This window comes from Streptococcus suis YS56 (assembly GCF_000440115.1).
Taxonomy (GTDB): Bacteria; Bacillota; Bacilli; order Lactobacillales; family Streptococcaceae; genus Streptococcus; species Streptococcus suis_L.
Window position 1 is genome coordinate 25,590 of sequence record NZ_ALMY01000056.1, and the last position, 21,121, is coordinate 46,710.

A 21,121-nucleotide genomic window follows, 5' to 3' on the forward strand; every position below is an offset into this window, starting at 1 on the left:
TGTTCATTGCTATCTTCCTAGTAATCCATCCAATATTTCAATCAATTTTTCTTTTTCCTGACTCTCATTTGTTTTAAGCCTGATTAGGGGGATGTTGCATTTTTTCAAAATGTTATCCTTCATAATATCACGTTCAAACTGCTTAGAATTACCTTTGTGGAATGCATATCCATCTACTTCTACAGCTAGTACAGGTGCTTTGGTAAGTCTATTGATTATCAAAAAATCAAGGTGCGTATTTCCATGCCTTGCATACTTCGCTTCCACTTCTGTTAGTCGAGTAAAATCCTTCACAAGATTATGCAGTTTATAGTCATGTATAACATCTAGACTATTATATTTTTCATCGCTCATAAATACTTCCTTAATCCGATGATACATTAAATTCTCAGAATCATATCGCGATATCCGTTTTCGTTTTCTAAAATATTCCTCCTTTTCTTGCTCATACTGTTTGTATAAGTAATCGAAGATGGAATATACAGGGCTCTCTCTTACTTCAAAATTATTATATTGTATATATCCCAATAAATCACTAATATTTTTATCTAATGATTGCTCATTCCCAGTCATGACAAGAAATAATTTATTTTTAGCTCTTGATATCGCCACATTTAGTAAGTACGGATCATCCGTAAAACGTGTTATGCTATTATCAACCGTGGAGATGATTATCGTATCTTTTTCTTTTCCCTGAAACTTATGGACTGTATCGCTTTCCAAATCATCAATTTGCTCTTGCAACTTCTCTTTCTGCTTTCGATAAGGCGTGACAACTCCTGTCCGCTCCCGATAGATTTCATAATTTGGAATAACATCTTTCAGAATTATATCAATCTCTCTCTGACTATAGTGATCACGAGCGTGATTTCCCTTAGGTGTTCTAATAGCCTGAAGAACATCTTTTTCCCCTTTATCACCTGTCATAATCACTAAGTCACCATTATAAAACTTTTGATTGCAGAAATTGATAATTTTGGGATGACATCTATAATGCTCTCGTAATAGCGTTTCTGGAATATTCGGAATCACTTTTAGTACCGATTGAAGAAAACTGTTTGTGTATTCATAACCACTATGAACACCATATTTATGGAAAAGCTGAGCACTACTTTCTTTGACATCTTTTGTGACAATATGCGGTAGCTGTTTACTATCTCCAACAACTACAACATTTTTAGCACAGGATAATGCTAGTGCCCCAGTTGTAATATCCACTTGTGAGGCTTCATCTATGATTAAATAATCATAGGTAATATTCTTTCCTAAACTTGTTGTTGATGAAAATGTTGTACTAAGAACAATGGGATATTCTAGAAGAACTCGTCTCGATTGTTTCCGTAAATCTTCCTTTGTAAACTGTACTCTTTTTCTTCCATTCCCATACTTACTAACTAGAAAATTTTTGAAAATCTTTAATGAATCACTGGTAAAATTGTTTAAAACTTCCGTACCATTTAAGTGAACCAATTCTTCTTGAAGAGTTTCTAATTTATTCCTTATTTCTGTTTGTTTATGCTGATAAAATAGGTTCTGAAATTGTATTGTCAAATCAGATAATTCTTGTTTATAAAGTTCCCAGTTTTTAACACCATATAATAAAAAGTTTTTTATCTTAAAAATTAAACCTAACCTTCTATTCTTTTTATAGAATTCCTCAAATTCATTCCAAAGCTTAAATAACTTCTTAGAAGAATACAGTTTTAATTCTATAGGCGATATATTTATGTGCTCAAAAAAATCTTTGAAATGGCGAAATTCCGTTTCTAATTCTGAAAGTTCTTGTCTCAGATTAGCCACTTCTTCCTGAATTTCAAAAATACGAGGAAGCCTACGAATCTTTTCATTTAGTTCCTTATCAAGGCTTTCCATACCATTATCTTTTAATCTCCAAGAAGAAAAATCAGGGTACATACTATACTGATTGAGAATAAAATTATTTTTATTTTTTTCACTTCCAAGATAAGCCACGGGAAAGTCAAGACCATAGTTCTTCAGTTTTTCGTAAATATTATCAATGGCTGCATTATTATTAGAAACAATTAGAACCGTCTTATTCCGTATCACTATATTAGCTATAATATTCAGAATCGTTTGTGTCTTACCAGTTCCAGGAGGTCCTTGAATGACACTAAATTGATTTATTAAGGCATTTTTTGTTGCTTTATATTGACTATTATTGCAACCAAAAGGGAAAATCAGTTCCCCATGAAACGGCAAGTTATTCTTCTTACTGGGACTTAGATAGCTCGCTAAAGCAACTGTTTTGTCTACATAATCCAATTCCTCATACCTTTTTAACAAGAGCAATTGATCGGTCTCAGAGTTTCTCAGAGGATTCAGCTTGGATAGTTCCGTCAAATAACTAAAAACATGACGACTATTCGAATGTGTCAACTCATTTTGCCGTATTTCTAGGTCTCTCCCCATATATAATTTTCCAGTGCCATTTTTGTAGCGGATGATATAAGCCCGTGAGTGCGTTCCATTGAATTCAATAATTGACTCAATATTATTTAATAAAACCCCATCTTGCCTTCTATAAACTCCTATCTCTGAAGGATTCAACTGTTTGGAAAACTTCAGCACCTCAACTCTCTGCATATTGTAGCGATAAGGTTGGACATTATTTTTAAAATAAATTTCAAAGTAGAGCTTCCCTTTGTAACGAATCAATTGAAGCGATTCGATATTTTCTGACTTGTCCTCTCCATCAATCAAAATTATTTTTCTATCTTTCACCATATCTCCACTCTCACTTTCAATCTTAATCTTCCTCCTCCCTCAACGCCTCAAACTTGGCTTTCATAGTCGGGTTATTGCGGGTTAGTTTTTTGACGGAGACATCGTCTAGTTTATTATTGGCTAGGCGAAGCTGGTTTTCGCTGGTGGTCAGGGCTGCCTTAACAGCTTCCATTCGCTTGATTGCCTTGTCGATTTCATCAATAGCCTTCTGGAAATTGGTGCTGGCTGATTGATAGTTTTTTGCAAAAGCATTCTTGAAAATTTCCAAATCTTCTTCAAAATGAGTAATATCGATATTCTGCTCCTTAACCAAGGCTAACTCCTGCTGATATTGCAGACTATTAAGCGCAGCATTTCGTAAAATTCCGATTAATTGGATAAAGAACTGTGGTCGAATGACATACATCTTCTCATATTCATGACTAACATCCACAATCCCTGTATTGTAATAGTCATTGTCCGCCTCTAGCATGCTGACTAATACAGCATATTCACATTTTTTCTCCCGACGGTCCTTATCCAACTCCTTAAAGAAATCAGCGTTTTTATGCTTGGTCTTGGTCGTGTCCGCCTCGTTTTTCATTTCGAACATGATGGAGATAAATTCCAAGCCCGACTCGTCAAAATCACGGAAAATGAAATCTCCTTTTGAACCGGACGCTGATACTTCGTTGTCCTTCGCAAATTTGGCACGTGGAAAAGCATAGGAACGAACCTTGTTAAACTCCGCCTCAGCAAATTGCTCCAAGCTCTCTCCAATTGCCTTAGTAGACTGCTGGGCCTTGAAGTTCTTATAAAACTCCACCTGCTCATCCGCCGCCTTGAGCCGCACCTCGTATTCCTGACGAGTGGTCGCCAAAGCCAACTCCTGCTTCTGTTCCTGCATGGCCAAAGCATTCTGAGCCGCATCCCGTTCCTTCTCCACCTGAGCCACCGCCTGTTGCAACTCCAAGTCCTTAGCCAAACCGATTTGCCCCAACTGAGCCTTAAGCTCTTGGATTTCTTGGTCCTTTTGGGAAATGGCAGAGCTGATTTCCAGTTCCGTCTGACTAGCAAATTTATCAAGTTTTGCGGTCAGTTCCAGAATCTCCTTATCCTTATCACTCAATCTAGCCTGCAAATCATTTTCAGCCTTCTGGCTTAATAATTCTCGTTCCCGCTCCAATCGTTCATGGATTTCCTTGTCAAACTCCGCACCACGCACCTGGGCTAAAAGCTGACTATATTCTGTTTCATTGACCTGAAAGGCCGTCCCACAATGGGGGCAAGTAATTTGATGCATATGCTCTCACTTTCTTCTTTTCAAATAAGATATTAATTTATGTAAAACCGTAGCTACTCCCAGCGCCAATAAAAAATAAAAGAAACGAACCGCATTTCTAGCATCTGGAAGCGATAGAGCCCAAAGGACAAAAATCGTTATGGCAGTCGGCCATCTCCATCCCCAGGTCATCTTCCGTTTGATAAACCATTCCATCCAATCTTCATTAGAATCAAACCGTGTTTCGTAATATTCTTCTTTCAGTTGTTCCCACCACTTTTTCATAACAGCCTCCTTTCAAATCACAAACCTTCTAATTCAAGCTCCAGAAAAGTCCTCCACTTTTCCTGCAAGGGTTGACGTACAGGCGACTCCTGACCTTCAAAGACTTTTTTGATACATTCATTTTGCACCAACCATCCTGTCATCTCTTTTTGAGCATTAGCAAATTCATTACCAAAATCTTCTGGAATTCGTTCTTCAAAAGTAATCAAGGTCTGATTTTCTAGCTGAGACAGTGCAAATGAAACCATTGCTGAATCCCACCTGTAGGCAATTTTCTCATTTTTTCGATATTCCAGTAAATCCATGGTTTCACAGAAGTCTTCCATTTCAAAAACCAGCGTATTTCCTACAATGTTTAACTGTGGAAACCAGCGGGCAAAACCACTATCTGTCGCCAACAAGTCCCAAGCTTCTGCAAAACTAGCTGGAACAGTATAGGAAATAGTTAGCAGGTACATCTCGGACTCTTTCTGAACACTAATCTTCATACATAACTCCTCTTCTATTCCCCTATTATACCAAAAAAATACTGGTCCATAACCGATATTTCCATTGCCTCTATTCTTTAATCATAATCAAGCATGAGTGCTATTCATTCCAAAGGATTGAAAAACGGTATCTTGAAATCTGAATTATTTTTTATAACATCTTTCATAGACAGTCCTTACCTTTGTTTACCTGGCTCATACTCCATGTTTTGTATCCCCTAGCAATGTTAGACTTTCCTGCCACATAATGAACATTGTCATTTTTGAAACACTTCTATTTTTTACACTTTCATTTCATCTATCCGCCACCCAATTTATTTTACAATATAGAACAGAGTTTAGTATTTCAATCATTCCTTTCTCATTTTATGCTATACTAGATGTATTGAAAACAAGGAGGTTTATATGATTAAACTAATCGCTCTTGATATGGACGGAACCCTCTTAAACGAGAAAAAAGAGCTGATGCAGCCACAGATTGATGCCATTCATCAGGCTGTTGAAGCGGGCGTCAAGATTGTTCTTTGTACTGGTCGACCCTTGGCTGGTGTGAAGCCTTTCGTAGAGCAGCTCGGCTTTGACACCGAGGAAGAATTTATCATTGTCAATAACGGCTGTTCAACCCATTCGACAAAGGATTGGAGCCTGATTGACTGGGAAGAACTATCTATCTCAGATATTGATTATCTTTCCACTTTTATTGAAAATGATGATGTACAAATTTCTCTCTTTGATGAGGAAGATTATTTCGTGCTTGCAGAAAAAGCCAATGCACGCGTTAATTTAGACGCAGGTTTGGTAGGAATGACTCCTCAACCAATTGATTTAAAAGAAGCCAAGTCAGGTCAGCATCGCTTCTTTGAAGCCATGTTCGTCGGTGAAAAAGAGCATATTGATGCCTTTGAAAATCAACACAATCCTGTACTCAGCCAAGGCTATTCCACCGTTCGTTCACAGGACTATCTCTTGGAAATTTTACCAAACGGAGCAAGCAAGGCCACTGGTTTGAAAAAATTGGCAGACCGCCTCGGTATCCTCCCAGAAGAAATCATGGCTATGGGAGATGCCAACAACGACCTGGAAATGATTGCATTTGCCGGTCTGGGAATTGCCATGGGTAACGCCAACGAACAGGTCAAGGCTATCGCACAGGACATCACAGACACCAATGAAAACAACGGCGTTGCCAAAGCCATTAAAAAACATATTTTGAACAAATAAGGAGACACTATGAAATACCCAACACTCTTAGACCGCTTTTTAGTCTATGTCAAAGAAAATACTCGCTCAGATGAAAATTCGACAACTACTCCATCTACCCAAAACCAAGTCGAGTTTGCACAGAATATCCTTCTGCCTGAAATGAAACGCATCGGCTTACAGAATGTCCACTACCTGCCAAATGGTTTTGCTGTGGGAACACTACCTGCTAACGACCCAAGTTTGACACGTAAGATTGGATTCATCGCCCACATGGATACGGCGGATTTCAACGCAGAAGGTGTGAATCCTCAGATCATCGAAAACTACGACGGCAACCCAATTGCCTTGGGAACTTCTGGCTACGAATTGCATCCAAAAGACTTCCCACAACTTGCCAACTATCACGGTCAAACACTGATTACCACAGATGGTACTACCTTACTAGGCTCTGATGACAAGTCAGGAATTGCGGAAATCATGACAGCCATTGAATTCCTAGTCCAAAATCCGGACATCAAACACTGCGAAATCCGTGTCGGCTTTGGTCCTGACGAAGAAATCGGTGTCGGTGCAGACAAGTTTGATGTAGAAGACTTTGATGTGGACTTTGCCTACACTATGGACGGTGGACCACTGGGCGAACTCCAGTACGAAACTTTCTCAGCAGCTGGTGCCAAGATTGATTTCCTTGGACGCAATGTCCACCCAGGTTCAGCAAAAGACCAGATGATTAATGCCTTCCAGATGGCTATTGATTTCCACAATGCCCTTCCAGAAGCAGACCGTCCTGAAAAAACTGAAGGTTACGAAGGTTTCTTCCACTTGATGAACATGGAAGGCAGCGTCGATACTGCTTCTACCACCTACATCATCCGTGACTTTGAGGAAGAAGACTTCCAAGCCCGCAAGCAACTCATGCTTGATATTGCTGAAAAGATGAATGCCAACTTTGACACTCCACGTGTCATTGTCAACCTGCATGACCAGTACTACAACATGAAGAAAATCATTGAAAAAGATATGACCCCAATCAATATCGCTAAGGACGTCATGGAAAATCTGGGCATTAAGCCACTGATTGAGCCTGTTCGCGGAGGAACAGACGGCTCTAAGATTTCCTTCATGGGCATTCCAACGCCAAATATCTTCGCCGGTGGTGAAAACATGCACGGCCGCTTTGAGTTTGTCAGCCTGCAAACCATGGAAAAAGCCGTCGATGTCATTCTCGGAATCGTCGCTTATAAATAATCTTTCAGTCGGTTTTCTTTGGAAAATCGACTTTTTCAGAAAATTTTAAAAAAATGCAATTTTATATTGTGTTATTGAACTAATACTGATATAATAGAACTATAAAAAAGAAATGGAGTTTTATTATGACAGAAGAAACATTAGCACAGGGAATTCTCATTGGCATTTGGGGTACAACACTACTATTTTCATTTATTTGGTATATTCTTGTTGCTATTTCCAACTACATCCTCTTCAAAAAAGCGGGCTATGCAGGTTGGAAATCTATCATTCCAATCTATAACCTCTATATCCAACAATGCATCGCCTTTGGCTATGAAAAAAGATGGTTCATTCTATTCTTACTGATTCCACTAGCAGGGCCATTATATGGCATCTATCTCGTTTACAATTTTGGTCGTAGCTTCGGTTTGTCAGCTGTACAAGCTATCTTCTATGTTCTTCTTACACCTATCTTTAACCTCTACATCGCCTTTAATGACGGAAGTCGTTACCAAGGTCCACAAGAATTCTTTATCGACTAATGTAAAACGAAGCCCCTCTTCAGCTCAGAAGGGGCTTTTTACTTGTTTAAAAAATATATAAAAAATTTATATAATCACTTGATTTTAGTAAACAATAGGTATATAATTTATATATAAATAATTTACATAAAAATAAAGAGGTGAGTTCATGTACTACCCCGTATCCTCTATCTTGATTGAATTTCTGGTCTTAGCCATTGTGGAAAAGCAAGATTCCTATGGCTATGAAATCAGTCAGACCATCAAGATAGTTGCTGACATAAAGGAGTCCACGCTCTACCCTATCTTGAAAAAACTGGAGAAGGCTGGCTACGTTACCACCTATACCAAAGAATTTCAAGGGAGAAAGCGGAAATACTATACCATCACACCTGCTGGACGTGAGCACATCCCCTTCCTGCAGGGTGAATGGAATGCCTACAAAGACCATATTGACGGAATTATAGAAGGGAGCCTACGAAAATGACACGCGCAGATTATCTGAACAAACTGGAACAAGCACTATCTCAACTCCATCCAAGTGCCAGACAGGAAGCTCTGGACTACTTCAATGAATATTTTGACGAAAAGGATAACGACGAGGAAGCTATTATAGATCTAGGAACACCTGATGAAGCTGCAAAGGAAATCATTGCCAACCTGCCCGAAGATGCCCTCATTGCTAAGGATGACCAAGGCACTTCACAATCAACTAAAGCATTTGATTTCGATTTTGACTTTGACTTTCAATTTGACTGGGATGGTTTTTTCAACAATTTCAAACACTCAGCCTTTCAAGCTAAGGAAAGGATTGAATTGCAGACGAAGATTGAAGAATTACCTGATTTTGCAAGTTTACAGATTATTCTCGAAGACCAGGCACTTAGTGTGCAAAGCTATGAAGGTGATAAGGTAGTATTACACAATCCATTTTCTGAAGAAATGTCCTATCGGGCTTTTGACTATCAGCTAGTCCAAGATAGTTTGTACCTATCTAGCAAGCCACTCCCAGACCACCTCTACTTTTCCAACCAGCAAACCAGCTCTGCTATTCTCAAAATCCCTAAAGTACTCCTGCCCCTTACGAGTCTCAATCTGAAAACGACAGATAGTAGTCTGACGGTGGCGGCTGTGCAGGCGAGCGAACAGCTCGTCATCAATGCAGAAGATAGTAGCATCAGCATGACGAAAGTAAGCTGTCCAAGCTCTGCCCTAGGGTTAGAGGACTCTACACTCACTATCTCAGATGGGCGACTGGATGAGTTGAAATTGGAAGCCAGCGATGCTGTTATCACTCTCTCAAGCATGAGCCTTTCAGATGCAAGGATAAGATTAGAAGATTGTGTCTGGAAGTTGAAGGATTTTGTCCTTGAAAAGAGCCTAAACTGCCAGGCTGAAGATTCTGTCCTAACCTTTAAACCAAGTACGGACATCAGTTTGGACATCTGGGAGGAAGATTCTAGCCTCAAACTTCCAAAGGATAAGGCGTTTACCATGATGAAAGAGGATAACACCACTCATCTCAGCTACAAGCAAGAAAATAGCCCTGCTCAGCTGGTTATTCATTGTCAAGACTGCCAGCTTACTGTAGGATAAAGGAGGTTCCTATGAATCGCAAGGAATATTTACAGAAACTTGAAAAACATCTCAAACACTTGCCAAAAGAAGATTTTCAAGATACCTTGGACTATTTCAATGAATTTTTCGATGAGAAAGAAAACGACGAAGAAGCTATTCAAGAATTGGGCAGTCCTAAAGAAGCCGCAAGTGAAATTCTAGCGACCCTCTATGACAAAGAACGGACGGAAGATAAACCCAATACTCGCAATATGGTCTGGTTGACCATCCTCGCCATCCTTGCCGCACCAATCGGCATCCCCCTAGCAATCACCCTAGTTGCCCTCTTCATTATCCTACTCCTGCTCATCCTCAGTGCCTTTCTACTCCTAATATCACTTTGGATTGTCCTCCTCAGTCTAGCAATCGCCCAACTTCTCCTCGCCTTCGACCTCTTCACTCTCTCATGGTCCTCCTCCCTCCTCTTCACAGGGCTAGCCCTTGTCTGCTTGGCACTCACCCTCTTGGGTAGTAAATTCACTCTAGACCTTGGAAGCAAAACCTTCTTGCTTGTTTTACACTGGATACAAAGAACCATTCGCAAAGGAGAGTATCATGAAAGAGCTTAAACCATTTACGAAAATCAGTCTGAGCCTGCTAAGTCTTGGAGCTATTCTAAGCCTCATTGGCTACCTAGCTGGCGGTTGGACAAATATGAAACTTGTTGCAGAAAACTATTTTCAGCCTCAAACAGCCAGTTTTAGTGACATTAGGGCAATAGAGATTAATGAAAAACTGTCCATTATGCCCTCGCCCGACAACCAATTCCACCTCCACTACTATCGAAATCAGCATAAAGACATCGACCTCCTCAGTCACCAAGTCCAAGGTGGGAAATTAACCATTTCTAGTGCCTATCAAGGTATCGTTACATATGATGGTTTACTCGAACCTATCTTAAATCTTGTCAATGACCAGAATATTGCCTACTACCAACCTGTCTTACAGGTCCCTAAAAATAGCACAATCGAAACACTCTCAGGGAGCATTCAAGGAGATGTCTATCTGGATAAAGTGACTATTCAAGATTTCCAACTCTTTGTTGAAAATGGTGACATGTTGATTGAAAACAGTCACATCAGCCTTATTAGGCTATTACACATCAATGGAGAAGTAGCAATCAATCATTCCACATTAACAAGTCCGAATGACATTTCCGATACTACCGGAAGTATTCTAACTGTTGAGGATGGTGATTTTAAAGCAAAAAACCTAAAACTAGAGGGAAGGCATGGCATCAGTAATTACAATGGTTCGATTGACATTTCTCTTCATTCACAAACCAAAACAGACATCTACATAGATGCCAGTCAAAATAATAGCGGAATTGACCTTCCAAACTATATTAATCCCAAAGCTACAAATTACCTCGATATTTCTACACTAGATGGGGAACTGAATATTCGGTAATTGCAAAAAGCCCTCCTGACGGAAGGCTTTTTAACTTATTTAAACAACAAAATAGAAATCAGTGCCAAGATGGCTGGTCCACCTTGGGTCAAGATAATTTTTGGACTAGATGTCACAGCTCCATAACCTGCTGCTCCAATAACAAACAAGACAAAAATAGTTGTAATTTCAAGGTTTCCTGTGAAAATTCCATACAAGAGAAAGACAGCCAACAAACCATTGTAAATACCTTGGTTTTTGAAAAGTGTCGTCACAGACTTACGTTGCAATTCATCCTTTGTCATATTAAAGACACGACTAGTAGAATCTGAATGGGTCGCAAAGGTTTCCAAATACATGATATATAGGTGCTCAATAGCTACGATACTAGCTAGAATAGTGGTAAAAATAGACATAATGTCTCCTCTCAAAATATTATATAGGTAGATTTTGCAAGCCAATCAACAGTTTATCAAGAGTGGCTAGGAATTGCTCACTCTCCTCAACAGTTAGAATCTGATTCATCGAAGCTTTAATAGCTAGGTGGTGAGCAGAAGGACTCGTGACTAGCGCTTCCCTAGCCTGCTCAGTTGGCCAGACAAGTACTTCTCTCTGATTGTCAGGATTTCGCTTGCGAATGATATAGCCGCTCTCTTCCAACAATTTGAGATGACGTGTAACCGCTGCGCGGTCTATCTGAAGCCTCTCCTGCAAAGCCAACTGATGCAGGGGTGCATCTTTTAATAATGCTTGCAATATTGAATAGCGTGTCAAACTGATTCCCAACTGCTTTTCAAAAAGATTGGAAATCGTCTCATCTGCCACTTTCAGTCTGTATAACAAATCTTCCATTTCTTGCATTATCTACCTCTTTTGATTGATTAATCAATCATTGATAAGTCAATTATACTACAATCTGAACAATTTTCAACTATTTTGCCTAACTATTAAAAAAATATGTTGCCTACACCTATATTTTGTTATAATTAAGAAAATAACTAGTAGAGGGATGGGACTTACTTATGGAAAACACTCCTAGACTAAACTTGGTCATAGATGTGCTCATGCTCGCTGGTGCCATTTTGTCACAAAGCGGTGCAGAAATTCACCGAGTTGAAGATACCATGATTCGGATTGCACATTCACAAGGAATTGAACAGGCCAATGTCCTTGCCATCCCTGCTGCTATCTTTTTCTCCATCGACCATACGAATATTTCGCGTATGAAACGCATCGTAAATTCAAATTACGACATGCAGAAAGTTTGTGACGTCAACCAAATCTCCCGTTCCCTAGCCAATGAAGAAATCAGCCTAGAAGACGCTTGGAGCCAATTAAATGCAATCAAACAACAAAAGCCACCTTATAACAATATCCAAATAACCTTAGCTGCCGTAGTGGCCGCACCATTTTTTACCATTATGTTCGGGGGTTCTCTTTTAGATGCAGCAGGTGCTGTCCTCGCAACGGCTTTGGCTTTCCCTATCTCATTGATTGTCGAGCGTTACGTTGGAATTGATTTTGTTACCACCTTCGTTGGCGCCTTTGTCTTCTCACTTACCTCCTACTTATTAAGCGCAACCACTACTCTCCCCATCAATCCCAACTTAATTAACGCAGGGGCAGTCATGCCTTTTGTACCAGGGATTGCTTTTACAAATGCTGTAAGAGACCTTATGACCAATCATATCAATACAGGGATGACCAAATTTTTCCAAACTGCGCTTATTATCTTATCGCTCGGTGCAGGTACAACTGTGGCCTTTATGCTTGTGAGGTAATCTATGACACCAGTTAACTTCTTATTACAGGCACTCGCCTCTTATATCGCTATCGCAGCCTTCTTAATTGTTCTCAATGTTCAAAGAAAAATGCTAGTCCCTGGTGGACTCCTAGGCATGCTAGTCTGGCTCATCTATCTTTCATTATTAGGACCAACTAATGTACTGATTGCAACCTTCCTTGCAGCAATTATCGGATCTTGCATTAGTCAAATCATGAGTATTTTGCTTAAAACACCATCTGTTATTTTTTCACTTGCTATCCTAGCACCGCTTGTTCCAGGCTATCGAGCCTACATGACCACGACTTATTTCGTTTCTGGTGACCACGCTCAAGCCCTAACCAATATCACTACCGTCTTAACTTTAGCCTTAGTCATTCCCATCGGTATGGCCAGCGGAACAATATTATTACGCCTTTATAAGGTTCTTCGAACAGGCAAAAAAACAGCCTAACCCCTTGAAAATAAGGGGCCTTTTTGTTAAAATGAAAACTTATCAAAGGAGATGCTATGAACCAAAACGTAACCAATCTAAAACTTGCTGAACGTGGTGCCTTGCTATCTATCGGTGCCTATATTATCTTATCAGGTATCAAACTCGTTGCAGGACAGCTCTTTCATTCAGATGCCTTACGAGCAGATGCCTTCAATAATATTTCTGATATTATCGGTAATATCGCTGTACTTATTGGACTAAAAATGGCACAGAAACCAGCTGATACCGATCATAAATTTGGACACTGGAAAATGGAAGATTTAGCAAGCTTGATTACATCCTTCATCATGTTTGTCGTTGGTTTCCAAGTACTCTATGATACCCTCCAAAAACTAATCAGCAATTCTTCTATCGAAGTAGACATTATGGGGGCCATTGTCGGAATTTTTTCTGCACTAGTTATGTTAGCTGTTTATTTATATAATAACCGCTTGGCAAAAAAAGTACGTTCCAAGGCCTTAGAAGCAGCTGCCAAGGACAATCTATCCGATGCAGTCACTTCCATAGGAACTTCTATCGCAATCTTTGCTGCGGCTTTCAACTTCCCTATTGTCGATAAAATTGCAGCCATCATCATTACCTTCTTTATCCTAAAAACAGCCTACGATATTTTTATGGAAAGTTTCTTTACCCTGTCTGATGGATTTGATGAAAATTTATTGAAAAAGTACGAGGAAGATATTCTCAAACTCCCAAAAATCGTTTCTGTCAAATCACAACGTGGTCGGACTTATGGAGCCAATATCTATCTTGATGTTGTTTTAGAAATGAATCCAGACTTATCCGTTTATGAAAGTCATGAAGTGACTGAGCAGGTTGAGCAACTCCTAACACTCAAACATGGAGTTTTTGATGTGGATATTCACGTAGAACCATCTGAAATTCCACACGATGAGATGTATGAGCATGTGTACGATAAACTCTTCCGTTTTGAAACAGAGATACAAGCTCATGCGAATGGGTATGAAGAATTGATTGACGACCAGTATCTCTTAATTGATGCCAAAGGCCGCTATCGAAATAAAACTCAGATGCTTGCCGACCACCCCATCCAAACGACGTATTTATCCAATTACCAAATGACCTCCATAAGCCAAAAATCAAAATTGGTTACGTTTGAAATTGGTGATTATGTTCATACGTCACTTTGGCGCCGTCATGAAAATTGGACTGTTATTTTCCACCAGATCTCAAAAAAACAAGCCTAGTCGAATGACCTGGCTTTTCCTTTACCTTAAATTTTGGTTTTATACTCAATGAAAATCAAAAGTAGCCTAGGAAACGAAGCCGAAGATAGAACTGGAGTTCATCAAGGCAAGATGACAACGGATAATTTTGATTTTCGAAGAGTATTAAAAAAAGAGCGCATGGCTCTTTTTCTTATATTATTAGTTTTTTACTGCATCGGTTGCAACATCCTCACCAAACCATTTTTGGGAGATTTCTTGGAATTTACCTTCTTTATATAATTCAGCAAACGCCTTATTAATGTTTTCTACGAGTGTAGTATCTGATTTACGAGCACCGACTGCGAAGGCTTCGTTTTCGAAACCTGCATCAATGATGTTGTAATCTGCAATAATTCCCTCTTGTTGCAAGTAATAATTTGCATACACACGGTCAATCAAGAGGCCATCAATACGATCGTTTTTCAAGTCAATCAAGGCTTCATTGAAGGTCGCATACTGACTTGCATCGTTATTTTGAACAATATCTTTCAAAATAGCTGGTTGTGATTCAAATACTGAATAGCCAGATGAACCTGCTTGCGCACCTAAAATCTTATCCTTCATATCAGATACTTGGCTAATATTGGAAGATTTTTTGGTTACAAGAACTTGTTGGTTATCCATGTAGGGATTTGTGAAGAGAACTTTTTCCTTACGCTCATCTGTAATAGAATAACCATTCCAAATTAAATCAATATTCCCGTTATTCAATTCGGTTTCTTTCAAGTCCCAGTCAATTGGTTGCCATTTTACAGTAATTCCATACTTTTCAAAGACTGCATTAGCCAAGTCAATATCGAAACCTGTGTAAGAACCATCTGTCTGTTCAAATCCCATTGGAACAAAGGTCTTATCAAAGCCAATCGTAACGGATTTTTCAGACTCGTAGGCTGTCCAATTATCAGACTTAGTAGCCGAATCATTGGAGCCACAAGCAGCAAGAGTTAAAGAAGTTACAAGAGCAAGAGCTCCAAGCATCATTTTCTTCATATTCATCATCATATTTGTTCCTTTTCTTAGTGTTTCGGTTCAATTTTGATGATTTCATCTGCGATATTCTCAGCAAACTGCATATCATGGGTGACCACAATTTGTGTGATTCCAGTAGCCCTATTTTCAAGAATCAGTTTCTCAACTTCTTTTCTTAATTCAGGGTCTAGGGCCGAAGTTGGTTCATCATAGCCGATAATCTCAGGATCAATCATCATCGCACGCGCCAAAGCCACACGTTGTTTCTGTCCGCCCGATAATGAAAATGGGTAGGCAGTTGCGTGGTTAGCAAGTCCAAGAGTATCCAAGAGTTTAAGGGCCTTGTCTTCCGCCTCTGAACGCGACATATTTTGCGTTTTCATAGGAGAGAGAACCAAGTTTTCCAATACGGATAGGTGCGGGAAAAGCTGGAAGTCCTGGAAGACAAAGCCCAGCAAATGTCGTTTTCCCAACTCCTCTAATGGCAGTTCTTGACCATTATACATCAAAGTTCCTGAATCAATAGTCTCTAAACCAGCCAACATCCGTAAAAGAGTTGTCTTACCACCGCCAGATTGACCAACGATGGCAACAATTTTCCCTTCTGGAATGACCAAATCATAGTTGGAGAAAATCTGTTTATCTTCAAAGCGTTTTGACAAATTGCGTAACTCTAACATGACTTCCTCCTATCTATAATAATCAAATTTCTTTTCTACTTGTTTCGAAATCAGTGTTACCGCACCGATCATCAATAGGTAGATTGCACCTGCGATAAACATAGGCGCCAAGCTGGCATCACGATTGGCAGCAGTACGACTAGCCAACAACAAATCGCTAACCCCAAGTGCATAGACCAAAGAAGTATCCTTTACCAAAGTCATGACTTCATTGAAAACACTTGGCAGGACAATTTTCACGACCTGTGGTAAAACAATATAGCGAATGGTCTGAACAGGGGTAAATTTCAATACCTTAGCCGCTTCATACTGACCTTTTGGAATAGCTTCAATACCACCACGGAAAATTTCAGAGAAATAGGCCGCATAGTTGAGCGTAAAGGCCAGAATCACTGCAGGCATTCGGTCAAATGTAATACCGACACTTGGTAAAACGTAATAAACAAAAATTAATTGTAAAAGCAAGGGGGTTCCTCGCATAATTAATACATAGAAATGCAATAACCATTGTAAGGGTTTAAATTTAATCTGCATTAAAAAAGCGAAAACAGCTCCTAATGGCAAGGATAATATCAATACTAGAAAAAATACTTGCAGGGAAACCACCGCTCCATTTAATAGACTGGGCAGAACTTCCAAAACATAATCCATAGAATTCTCCTAAAAGAGTGATTAGGTTATAGTATATCAGAAAATATCTTGTATTACAAAGGATTTTTCAGAATTTTTAATAAATTTAACAAAATTTTGTATATTTTTTCAATTGACAGAAAAGAAGGTCCGAAATCCGAACCTTCTAACCTTATTCTACTGTAACTGATTTTGCCAAGTTACGTGGTTTATCAACATCCAAACCGCGTTGCAATGTTGCATAGTAAGCAATCAACTGTGTCGGAACGACCATAGCAATCGCTGACAAGAATGGATGAACAGTTGTAACAGTGATGTCATCTTCTTCCTTAGCTACTGCTTCATCTACAATTGTCAAGACATTGGCACCACGCGCCACTACTTCCTGAATATTGCCTCGAGTATGGCTTGCAAGGTGTGGATGATTTGAAATCAAGGCCAAGACAGGAACACCGTCTTCAATCAATGAAATGGTACCGTGTTTCAATTCACCAGCCGCAAAGCCTTCACATTGGATGTATGAAATTTCTTTCAATTTCAAGCTGGCTTCCATCGAAACGTAGTAGTCACTACCACGACCGATATAGAATGCGTTGCGAGTGGTTGATAAGAGTTTTTCAACTTTTTCAGCAATCACATCTTTTTCTGACAAGCTGGCCTCGATAGATTGAGCTACGATGGACAATTCATGTACCAAGTCAAATTCTTTAGCGTAGGCATTGCCATTTGCATCACCGACAGCCTTAGCCAAGATTGCCAAAGTCGCAATCTGTGCAGTGTAGGCTTTTGTAGAAGCTACCGCAATTTCTGGACCTGCATGGAGCAACATGGTGTAAGTTGCCTCACGTGATAGGGTAGAACCAGGAACGTTGGTTACGGTCAAACTTGGGATGCCCATTTCATTCGCTTTAACCAATACCTGACGGCTATCAGCAGTTTCACCTGACTGGCTAATCATGACAAAGAGTGGCTTTTTGCTCAACAATGGCATATTGTAGCCCCACTCAGATGAAATTCCCAATTCTACTGGTGTATCTGTCAATTTTTCCAAGAAGTCTTTTGCGGCAAATCCTGCGTGATAGGAAGTTCCAGCAGCCAAGATATAGATACGGTCAGCTTCTTGTACTGCCTTAATAATATCCGTATCAACTGTTACCTGACCAGCTTCATTTGTATAGGCGCTAATCAATTTACGCATAACAGTTGGTTGCTCATCAATTTCCTTGAGCATGTAGTATGGATAAGTTCCCTTACCAATATCTGATAAATCAAGCTCAGCTGTATAGCTACCACGTTCAATCGCATTGCCATCATAGTCCATGACTTCAACACTATCTTTTTTCACGATAACCAATTCCTTATCGTGAATTTCCATGTATTCACTTGTCTCACGAATCATAGCCATGGCATCTGAGCAGACCATGTTATAGCCATCGCCCAAACCAATCAAAAGTGGAGATTTATTTTTGGCAACGTAGATAGTATCTGCATCCGTGGCATCAATCAAGGCAAAGGCATATGAACCTTGGATAATCTTCAATGCTTTTTTGAAGGCTTCTAGAGTTGACAAACCTTCTTCAGCAAACTGACCAATCAAGTGCACAGCAATCTCTGTATCTGTCTGCCCTTTCAAGTCATGACCAGCAAGATACTCTTCCTTGATTTCTGCATAGTTTTCAATCACACCGTTGTGAACAAGGATATGTCCAGCAGTTTGAGAAGTGTGAGGGTGAGCGTTGTTCTCAGTTGGTTTCCCGTGAGTTGCCCAACGAGTATGACCGATCCCTGTTGTCCCTTCGGTCTTATCGCCAACTTTTGCAGACAATTCTGCAATGCGACCAACAGCTTTGACAAGATGAGCTTGCTCACCACCCGTCACAAAAATACCTGCTGAATCATAACCACGGTATTCTAATTTTTCAAGTCCTTGAATCAAAATATCAGTTGCGTTTGTATTTCCTACAACACCAACGATTCCACACATACAGTTCACCTACGATGTTTGTTAACATCGGCTTTCATTTCTTTAAAAATTGGTATAGTCTAATTTGTATCTAAAAAGACCAGTGAAATCAGTATATAACAAGATTTCATCCTTGTCAACATTTTAATTGGTCTAGTCATATTCTGTAAATTGCATTGACAACGAGACCACTGATTTTCAAAAATGAAAAGACCAGTTCTACTGAACCAGCCCTGTCTTAATAAAACCAAATTCTGAAAGTGGACTAACCCGAAAAGTCAGTCTACCAACAATATCCTCACTAGAAATCAAACCAAAACTACGACTATCCTGTTGATTCGTTCGTACATCATTCAACACCAAATAATGCCCCTCTGGAATGACGTTGTACTTTCCATTTGTCAAGGTTTCCAATGTAAAGTCATCTGTATAACTTTCTTGTGAATGAGGTGTTTTTAAATAGTTCTCTGTAACAATAATATCATTACGATAGAGAACATCGTCCATATAGGTAACCGTCTCGTTTTCCAAGGCAATCACACGACTTACATACTCTTTTCCCTCATGGTTATACAAAATAAAATCTCCATGAATCGGGCGGACATTTCGCACCGTCATGATAAAGTCATTTTCCTTCAAATAAGTATTTGCCATCTCAGGGGTAATCGTGACCGGCTCAAGTAACCAAAATCGTAGGCCAATGATTCCAAAAATCAATAAGACCAATAAACTGATTTGTTTTATTAAATCTCTTTTTACCATAATCTCTCCATTTCACTAGTATTATACCACAATTTAGAGCCATTAGTGTCTGAGATGCTGGTAAATCTCTTCAGCAATAACTTGGTTTCCTAGCGGTGTCAAATGAAGACCATCGCTATAGTATTCAAGATGTCCCTCCGTCACAGTGTAAAGGTTAATAACTGGTAAACCAAGTTCATTTCCGATAGCTGGGATAATCTTTTGTAATTCATCTTCAATAATTTGATTATTCAATCCAAAACGACTGGTTGGTACGTAAGGCGGGATGACTAAATAAACATCCGGCTGGCTTGATAAAGCCATATACTGCTCGGCCATTTCCCTATACTCTCGAATAAATCTCTCCCTATTCCAATATGGTCCTCGGCTATCGTTACTACCAATCATGATGATGACAATATCCGCTTCACTCTCAAGTGAAAGTTGGGCATTCTTCTCTTTAAAGTAAGGAAAATCTGCAGTTGACTGAAGTGAACGCCCACTCAATCCGTAATTTGAAACTTGATAGTGATGCCCAAGTTTCTCAGCTAGAATACAAGGATAGGCATCTTTTTCACGATTCTCCAAGCCATATCCATAAGTCAAACTATCTCCGACTGTTGCAACTTTTACGGCCCCACTTCCAACGGTTAGGACCTCAGGATACATTATATCTGACACACGAACTCCTCAATTTTTCTTATTTTCTATTGTATCATGTTGAAAAAAATAAATAAACTTCTGAATTTGTGATATAATTAACTTATGAAAAAACAAGTTATTATTATAGGCGGAGGAATTGTTGGCTCTACTGCAGCCTTTTATCTCTCCCAAGAAGAACAAGTCAATCTTACTCTCATTGATTCAGGTATTGGAACAGCCACACGAGCTGCCGCAGGTATCATCTGCCCATGGATGGCTCAGAAAAAAAATAAAGACTGGTACAAGCTGACTTCCGATGGTGCTGTTTTCTACCGTCAATTGGTAGCCGATTTGGAAAAATCGGGTGCTACTGAAATTCCATTCAAACAGACTGGAACCATCGGCCTAAAAAGTAAGCCTGAACTACTTGATAAAATCCAAAAAATTGCCGAGGAACGTCGCGTAGATACTCCGACTATTGGCGAAATTACTCCGCTTGTAGGCTCGGAAATTAACCACTACTTGCCACTACTTAAACCAGACTATTTTGGTATCCATTTAGAAGGTGGCGGTCGTATTGATGGTGGGCGTTTGATTGATATTCTTCAGGAACAATTTTTGAAAAATGGTGGTACACGTATCTACGGACAAGCAAAACTGCTCGACAACCATACTGTCGAAGTAGATAATCAAGTGCTTACTGCTGACCACATTATCTTAGCCACAGGGGCCTGGTTGCCACATATTCTTGAACCTCTTGGTTATCAAGTGGATGTTCGACCACAAAAAGGACAATTGTTAGAATTAGATACAGAATTCGATACTGATAATTGGCCAGTTTGTATGCCTTACGGAGAGATTGACATCCTACCATTTGAAAATGGAAAAATCATTATTGGTGCAACTCATGAAGATGATATGGGGTACGATTTAGAACTAGACCCTGAAAAAATCCAAGCCATGCATGATAAAATAGCCGAGTTCATGCCTGATTTGGCAAATTATCCTGTAGCCAGAACTCGTATTGGAACGCGCGCCTATACTTCAACTTATTCACCATTCTACGGAAATATTGAGGATATGCCTAATGTCTGGGTAGCTAGTGGTCTAGGCTCTACCGGCCTGACAAATGGCCCAATTATCGGTTGGCAAATTGCTAAAGAAATTCTCAATCAAGAAACAAACTTTGACCGTACACCATATTCTCCAAATAGATATATTCTCAAAAAATAAGATACAATAAGTTTAG

The 21,121-nt window shown here is 39.5% G+C and carries 23 protein-coding genes; 11 read left to right on the forward strand and 12 right to left on the reverse strand.

The genetic code is table 11. The features are described 5' to 3' along the window. Positions 1-9 precede the first annotated feature (9 nt). The 4 genes from SST62_RS0106385 to SST62_RS0106400 are packed head-to-tail and all read right to left on the reverse strand — an operon-like array spanning position 10 to position 4,779. A complete protein-coding gene (locus tag SST62_RS0106385; protein ID WP_079267448.1) occupies positions 10-2,742 on the reverse strand; it encodes an AAA domain-containing protein in 2,733 nt (910 codons plus the stop codon). Between the two features lie 25 nt (positions 2,743-2,767). After that, positions 2,768-4,027: a DUF2130 domain-containing protein gene (locus tag SST62_RS0106390; protein WP_029186706.1), complete on the reverse strand. Its 1,260-nt coding sequence runs from the start codon at positions 4,025-4,027 to the stop codon at positions 2,768-2,770. A 6-nt stretch (positions 4,028-4,033) separates the two neighbouring features. Then, positions 4,034-4,291, reverse strand: a complete 258-nt coding sequence (locus tag SST62_RS0106395) for a hypothetical protein (protein ID WP_002940881.1) — start codon at positions 4,289-4,291, stop codon at positions 4,034-4,036. A 17-nt stretch (positions 4,292-4,308) separates the two neighbouring features. Further along, positions 4,309-4,779 carry an ATPase gene (locus tag SST62_RS0106400; protein WP_029186707.1) on the reverse strand — a complete coding sequence of 157 codons (471 nt, stop codon included), beginning with the start codon at positions 4,777-4,779 and terminating at the stop codon, positions 4,309-4,311. A gap of 405 nt (positions 4,780-5,184) precedes the next feature. Between SST62_RS0106400 and SST62_RS0106405 the strand changes: the two genes are divergently transcribed. The 7 genes from SST62_RS0106405 (at position 5,185) to SST62_RS0106435 (ending at position 10,760) form a co-directional block, all read left to right on the forward strand. After that, positions 5,185-6,000, forward strand: a complete 816-nt coding sequence (locus SST62_RS0106405; RefSeq protein ID WP_029186708.1) for a Cof-type HAD-IIB family hydrolase — start codon at positions 5,185-5,187, stop codon at positions 5,998-6,000. 9 nt (positions 6,001-6,009) lie between these two features. Then, entirely contained in the window at positions 6,010-7,230 is a 1,221-nt protein-coding gene (gene pepT / locus SST62_RS0106410; RefSeq protein ID WP_029186709.1) for a peptidase T, read from the forward strand. Positions 7,231-7,355: 125 nt separating this feature from the next. After that, on the forward strand, positions 7,356-7,754 hold the full coding sequence (locus SST62_RS0106415; RefSeq protein WP_029186710.1) for a DUF5684 domain-containing protein: 399 nt from the start codon (positions 7,356-7,358) through the stop codon (positions 7,752-7,754). Between the two features lie 148 nt (positions 7,755-7,902). Then, positions 7,903-8,220, forward strand: a complete 318-nt coding sequence (locus tag SST62_RS0106420; RefSeq protein WP_029186711.1) for a PadR family transcriptional regulator — start codon at positions 7,903-7,905, stop codon at positions 8,218-8,220. Further along, entirely contained in the window at positions 8,217-9,329 is a 1,113-nt protein-coding gene (locus SST62_RS0106425; protein ID WP_029186712.1) for a DUF4097 family beta strand repeat-containing protein, read from the forward strand. Before SST62_RS0106420 ends, SST62_RS0106425 begins: the two co-directional genes overlap by 4 nt. A gap of 11 nt (positions 9,330-9,340) precedes the next feature. Further along, the gene (locus tag SST62_RS0106430) at positions 9,341-9,919 is read left to right on the forward strand and encodes a DUF1700 domain-containing protein (RefSeq protein WP_029186713.1); all 579 of its coding nucleotides are present in this window, start codon (positions 9,341-9,343) and stop codon (positions 9,917-9,919) included. Further along, entirely contained in the window at positions 9,906-10,760 is an 855-nt protein-coding gene (locus SST62_RS0106435) for a DUF4097 family beta strand repeat-containing protein (RefSeq protein ID WP_029186714.1), read from the forward strand. Before SST62_RS0106430 ends, SST62_RS0106435 begins: the two co-directional genes overlap by 14 nt. A gap of 35 nt (positions 10,761-10,795) precedes the next feature. On the opposite strand, the gene SST62_RS0106440 is transcribed toward SST62_RS0106435, so the two are convergent. Further along, positions 10,796-11,155 carry a DUF1304 domain-containing protein gene (locus SST62_RS0106440; RefSeq protein WP_029172151.1) on the reverse strand — a complete coding sequence of 120 codons (360 nt, stop codon included), beginning with the start codon at positions 11,153-11,155 and terminating at the stop codon, positions 10,796-10,798. A 19-nt stretch (positions 11,156-11,174) separates the two neighbouring features. Further along, entirely contained in the window at positions 11,175-11,600 is a 426-nt protein-coding gene (locus SST62_RS0106445) for a MarR family winged helix-turn-helix transcriptional regulator (protein ID WP_024406937.1), read from the reverse strand. A gap of 161 nt (positions 11,601-11,761) precedes the next feature. Here SST62_RS0106445 and SST62_RS0106450 point away from each other — a divergent pair, with 161 nt between their 5' ends. The 3 genes from SST62_RS0106450 to SST62_RS0106460 are packed head-to-tail and all read left to right on the forward strand — an operon-like array spanning position 11,762 to position 14,226. Next, positions 11,762-12,520 (forward strand): threonine/serine exporter family protein, encoded by a 759-nt coding sequence (locus SST62_RS0106450; RefSeq protein WP_029186715.1) that lies wholly within the window; start codon positions 11,762-11,764, stop codon positions 12,518-12,520. A 3-nt stretch (positions 12,521-12,523) separates the two neighbouring features. Continuing rightward, complete coding sequence (locus tag SST62_RS0106455) at positions 12,524-12,976, forward strand: threonine/serine exporter family protein (protein ID WP_024400719.1); 453 nt, start codon at positions 12,524-12,526, stop codon at positions 12,974-12,976. Between the two features lie 56 nt (positions 12,977-13,032). After that, positions 13,033-14,226 carry a cation diffusion facilitator family transporter gene (locus SST62_RS0106460; protein WP_029186716.1) on the forward strand — a complete coding sequence of 398 codons (1,194 nt, stop codon included), beginning with the start codon at positions 13,033-13,035 and terminating at the stop codon, positions 14,224-14,226. Positions 14,227-14,406: 180 nt separating this feature from the next. Here SST62_RS0106460 and SST62_RS0106465 read toward each other — a convergent pair whose 3' ends face one another. The 6 genes from SST62_RS0106465 to SST62_RS0106490 form a co-directional block, all read right to left on the reverse strand. After that, positions 14,407-15,237 carry an amino acid ABC transporter substrate-binding protein gene (locus tag SST62_RS0106465; protein WP_024385321.1) on the reverse strand — a complete coding sequence of 277 codons (831 nt, stop codon included), beginning with the start codon at positions 15,235-15,237 and terminating at the stop codon, positions 14,407-14,409. 26 nt (positions 15,238-15,263) lie between these two features. Next, positions 15,264-15,896: an amino acid ABC transporter ATP-binding protein gene (locus SST62_RS0106470; protein WP_009909533.1), complete on the reverse strand. Its 633-nt coding sequence runs from the start codon at positions 15,894-15,896 to the stop codon at positions 15,264-15,266. 9 nt (positions 15,897-15,905) lie between these two features. After that, complete coding sequence (locus SST62_RS0106475; protein WP_024375819.1) at positions 15,906-16,547, reverse strand: amino acid ABC transporter permease; 642 nt, start codon at positions 16,545-16,547, stop codon at positions 15,906-15,908. 151 nt (positions 16,548-16,698) lie between these two features. Continuing rightward, positions 16,699-18,510, reverse strand: coding sequence for a glutamine--fructose-6-phosphate transaminase (isomerizing) (glmS, locus tag SST62_RS0106480; protein ID WP_029186717.1), 1,812 nt, complete (start codon positions 18,508-18,510; stop codon positions 16,699-16,701). A gap of 198 nt (positions 18,511-18,708) precedes the next feature. Then, complete coding sequence (gene lepB / locus SST62_RS0106485) at positions 18,709-19,251, reverse strand: signal peptidase I (protein ID WP_029186718.1); 543 nt, start codon at positions 19,249-19,251, stop codon at positions 18,709-18,711. Between the two features lie 42 nt (positions 19,252-19,293). Beyond that, entirely contained in the window at positions 19,294-19,911 is a 618-nt protein-coding gene (locus SST62_RS0106490; RefSeq protein ID WP_024413844.1) for a GDSL-type esterase/lipase family protein, read from the reverse strand. Positions 19,912-19,995: 84 nt separating this feature from the next. On the opposite strand from SST62_RS0106490, the gene SST62_RS0106495 reads away from it, so the two are divergent. Next, positions 19,996-21,105 (forward strand): NAD(P)/FAD-dependent oxidoreductase, encoded by a 1,110-nt coding sequence (locus SST62_RS0106495; RefSeq protein WP_029186719.1) that lies wholly within the window; start codon positions 19,996-19,998, stop codon positions 21,103-21,105. The last annotated feature ends 16 nt before the right edge of the window (positions 21,106-21,121 follow it).

Coding starts and splice junctions, on each gene's coding strand:
- SST62_RS0106390 (WP_029186706.1), bottom strand. CDS start 4,027: ATGCATCAAATTACTTGCCCCCATTGTGGGACGGCCTTTCAGGTCAAT.
- SST62_RS0106420 (WP_029186711.1), top strand. CDS start 7,903: ATGTACTACCCCGTATCCTCTATCTTGATTGAATTTCTGGTCTTAGCC.
- SST62_RS0106455 (WP_024400719.1), top strand. CDS start 12,524: ATGACACCAGTTAACTTCTTATTACAGGCACTCGCCTCTTATATCGCT.
- SST62_RS0106430 (WP_029186713.1), top strand. CDS start 9,341: ATGAATCGCAAGGAATATTTACAGAAACTTGAAAAACATCTCAAACAC.
- lepB (WP_029186718.1), bottom strand. CDS start 19,251: ATGGTAAAAAGAGATTTAATAAAACAAATCAGTTTATTGGTCTTATTG.
- SST62_RS0106445 (WP_024406937.1), bottom strand. CDS start 11,600: ATGCAAGAAATGGAAGATTTGTTATACAGACTGAAAGTGGCAGATGAG.
- SST62_RS0106435 (WP_029186714.1), top strand. CDS start 9,906: ATGAAAGAGCTTAAACCATTTACGAAAATCAGTCTGAGCCTGCTAAGT.
- SST62_RS0106475 (WP_024375819.1), bottom strand. CDS start 16,547: ATGGATTATGTTTTGGAAGTTCTGCCCAGTCTATTAAATGGAGCGGTG.
- SST62_RS0106440 (WP_029172151.1), bottom strand. CDS start 11,155: ATGTCTATTTTTACCACTATTCTAGCTAGTATCGTAGCTATTGAGCAC.
- SST62_RS0106405 (WP_029186708.1), top strand. CDS start 5,185: ATGATTAAACTAATCGCTCTTGATATGGACGGAACCCTCTTAAACGAG.
- SST62_RS0106425 (WP_029186712.1), top strand. CDS start 8,217: ATGACACGCGCAGATTATCTGAACAAACTGGAACAAGCACTATCTCAA.
- SST62_RS0106495 (WP_029186719.1), top strand. CDS start 19,996: ATGAAAAAACAAGTTATTATTATAGGCGGAGGAATTGTTGGCTCTACT.
- SST62_RS0106460 (WP_029186716.1), top strand. CDS start 13,033: ATGAACCAAAACGTAACCAATCTAAAACTTGCTGAACGTGGTGCCTTG.
- SST62_RS0106415 (WP_029186710.1), top strand. CDS start 7,356: ATGACAGAAGAAACATTAGCACAGGGAATTCTCATTGGCATTTGGGGT.
- SST62_RS0106400 (WP_029186707.1), bottom strand. CDS start 4,779: ATGAAGATTAGTGTTCAGAAAGAGTCCGAGATGTACCTGCTAACTATT.
- SST62_RS0106465 (WP_024385321.1), bottom strand. CDS start 15,237: ATGAAGAAAATGATGCTTGGAGCTCTTGCTCTTGTAACTTCTTTAACT.
- SST62_RS0106395 (WP_002940881.1), bottom strand. CDS start 4,291: ATGAAAAAGTGGTGGGAACAACTGAAAGAAGAATATTACGAAACACGG.
- glmS (WP_029186717.1), bottom strand. CDS start 18,510: ATGTGTGGAATCGTTGGTGTTGTAGGAAATACAAACGCAACTGATATT.
- SST62_RS0106450 (WP_029186715.1), top strand. CDS start 11,762: ATGGAAAACACTCCTAGACTAAACTTGGTCATAGATGTGCTCATGCTC.
- SST62_RS0106470 (WP_009909533.1), bottom strand. CDS start 15,896: ATGTTAGAGTTACGCAATTTGTCAAAACGCTTTGAAGATAAACAGATT.
- pepT (WP_029186709.1), top strand. CDS start 6,010: ATGAAATACCCAACACTCTTAGACCGCTTTTTAGTCTATGTCAAAGAA.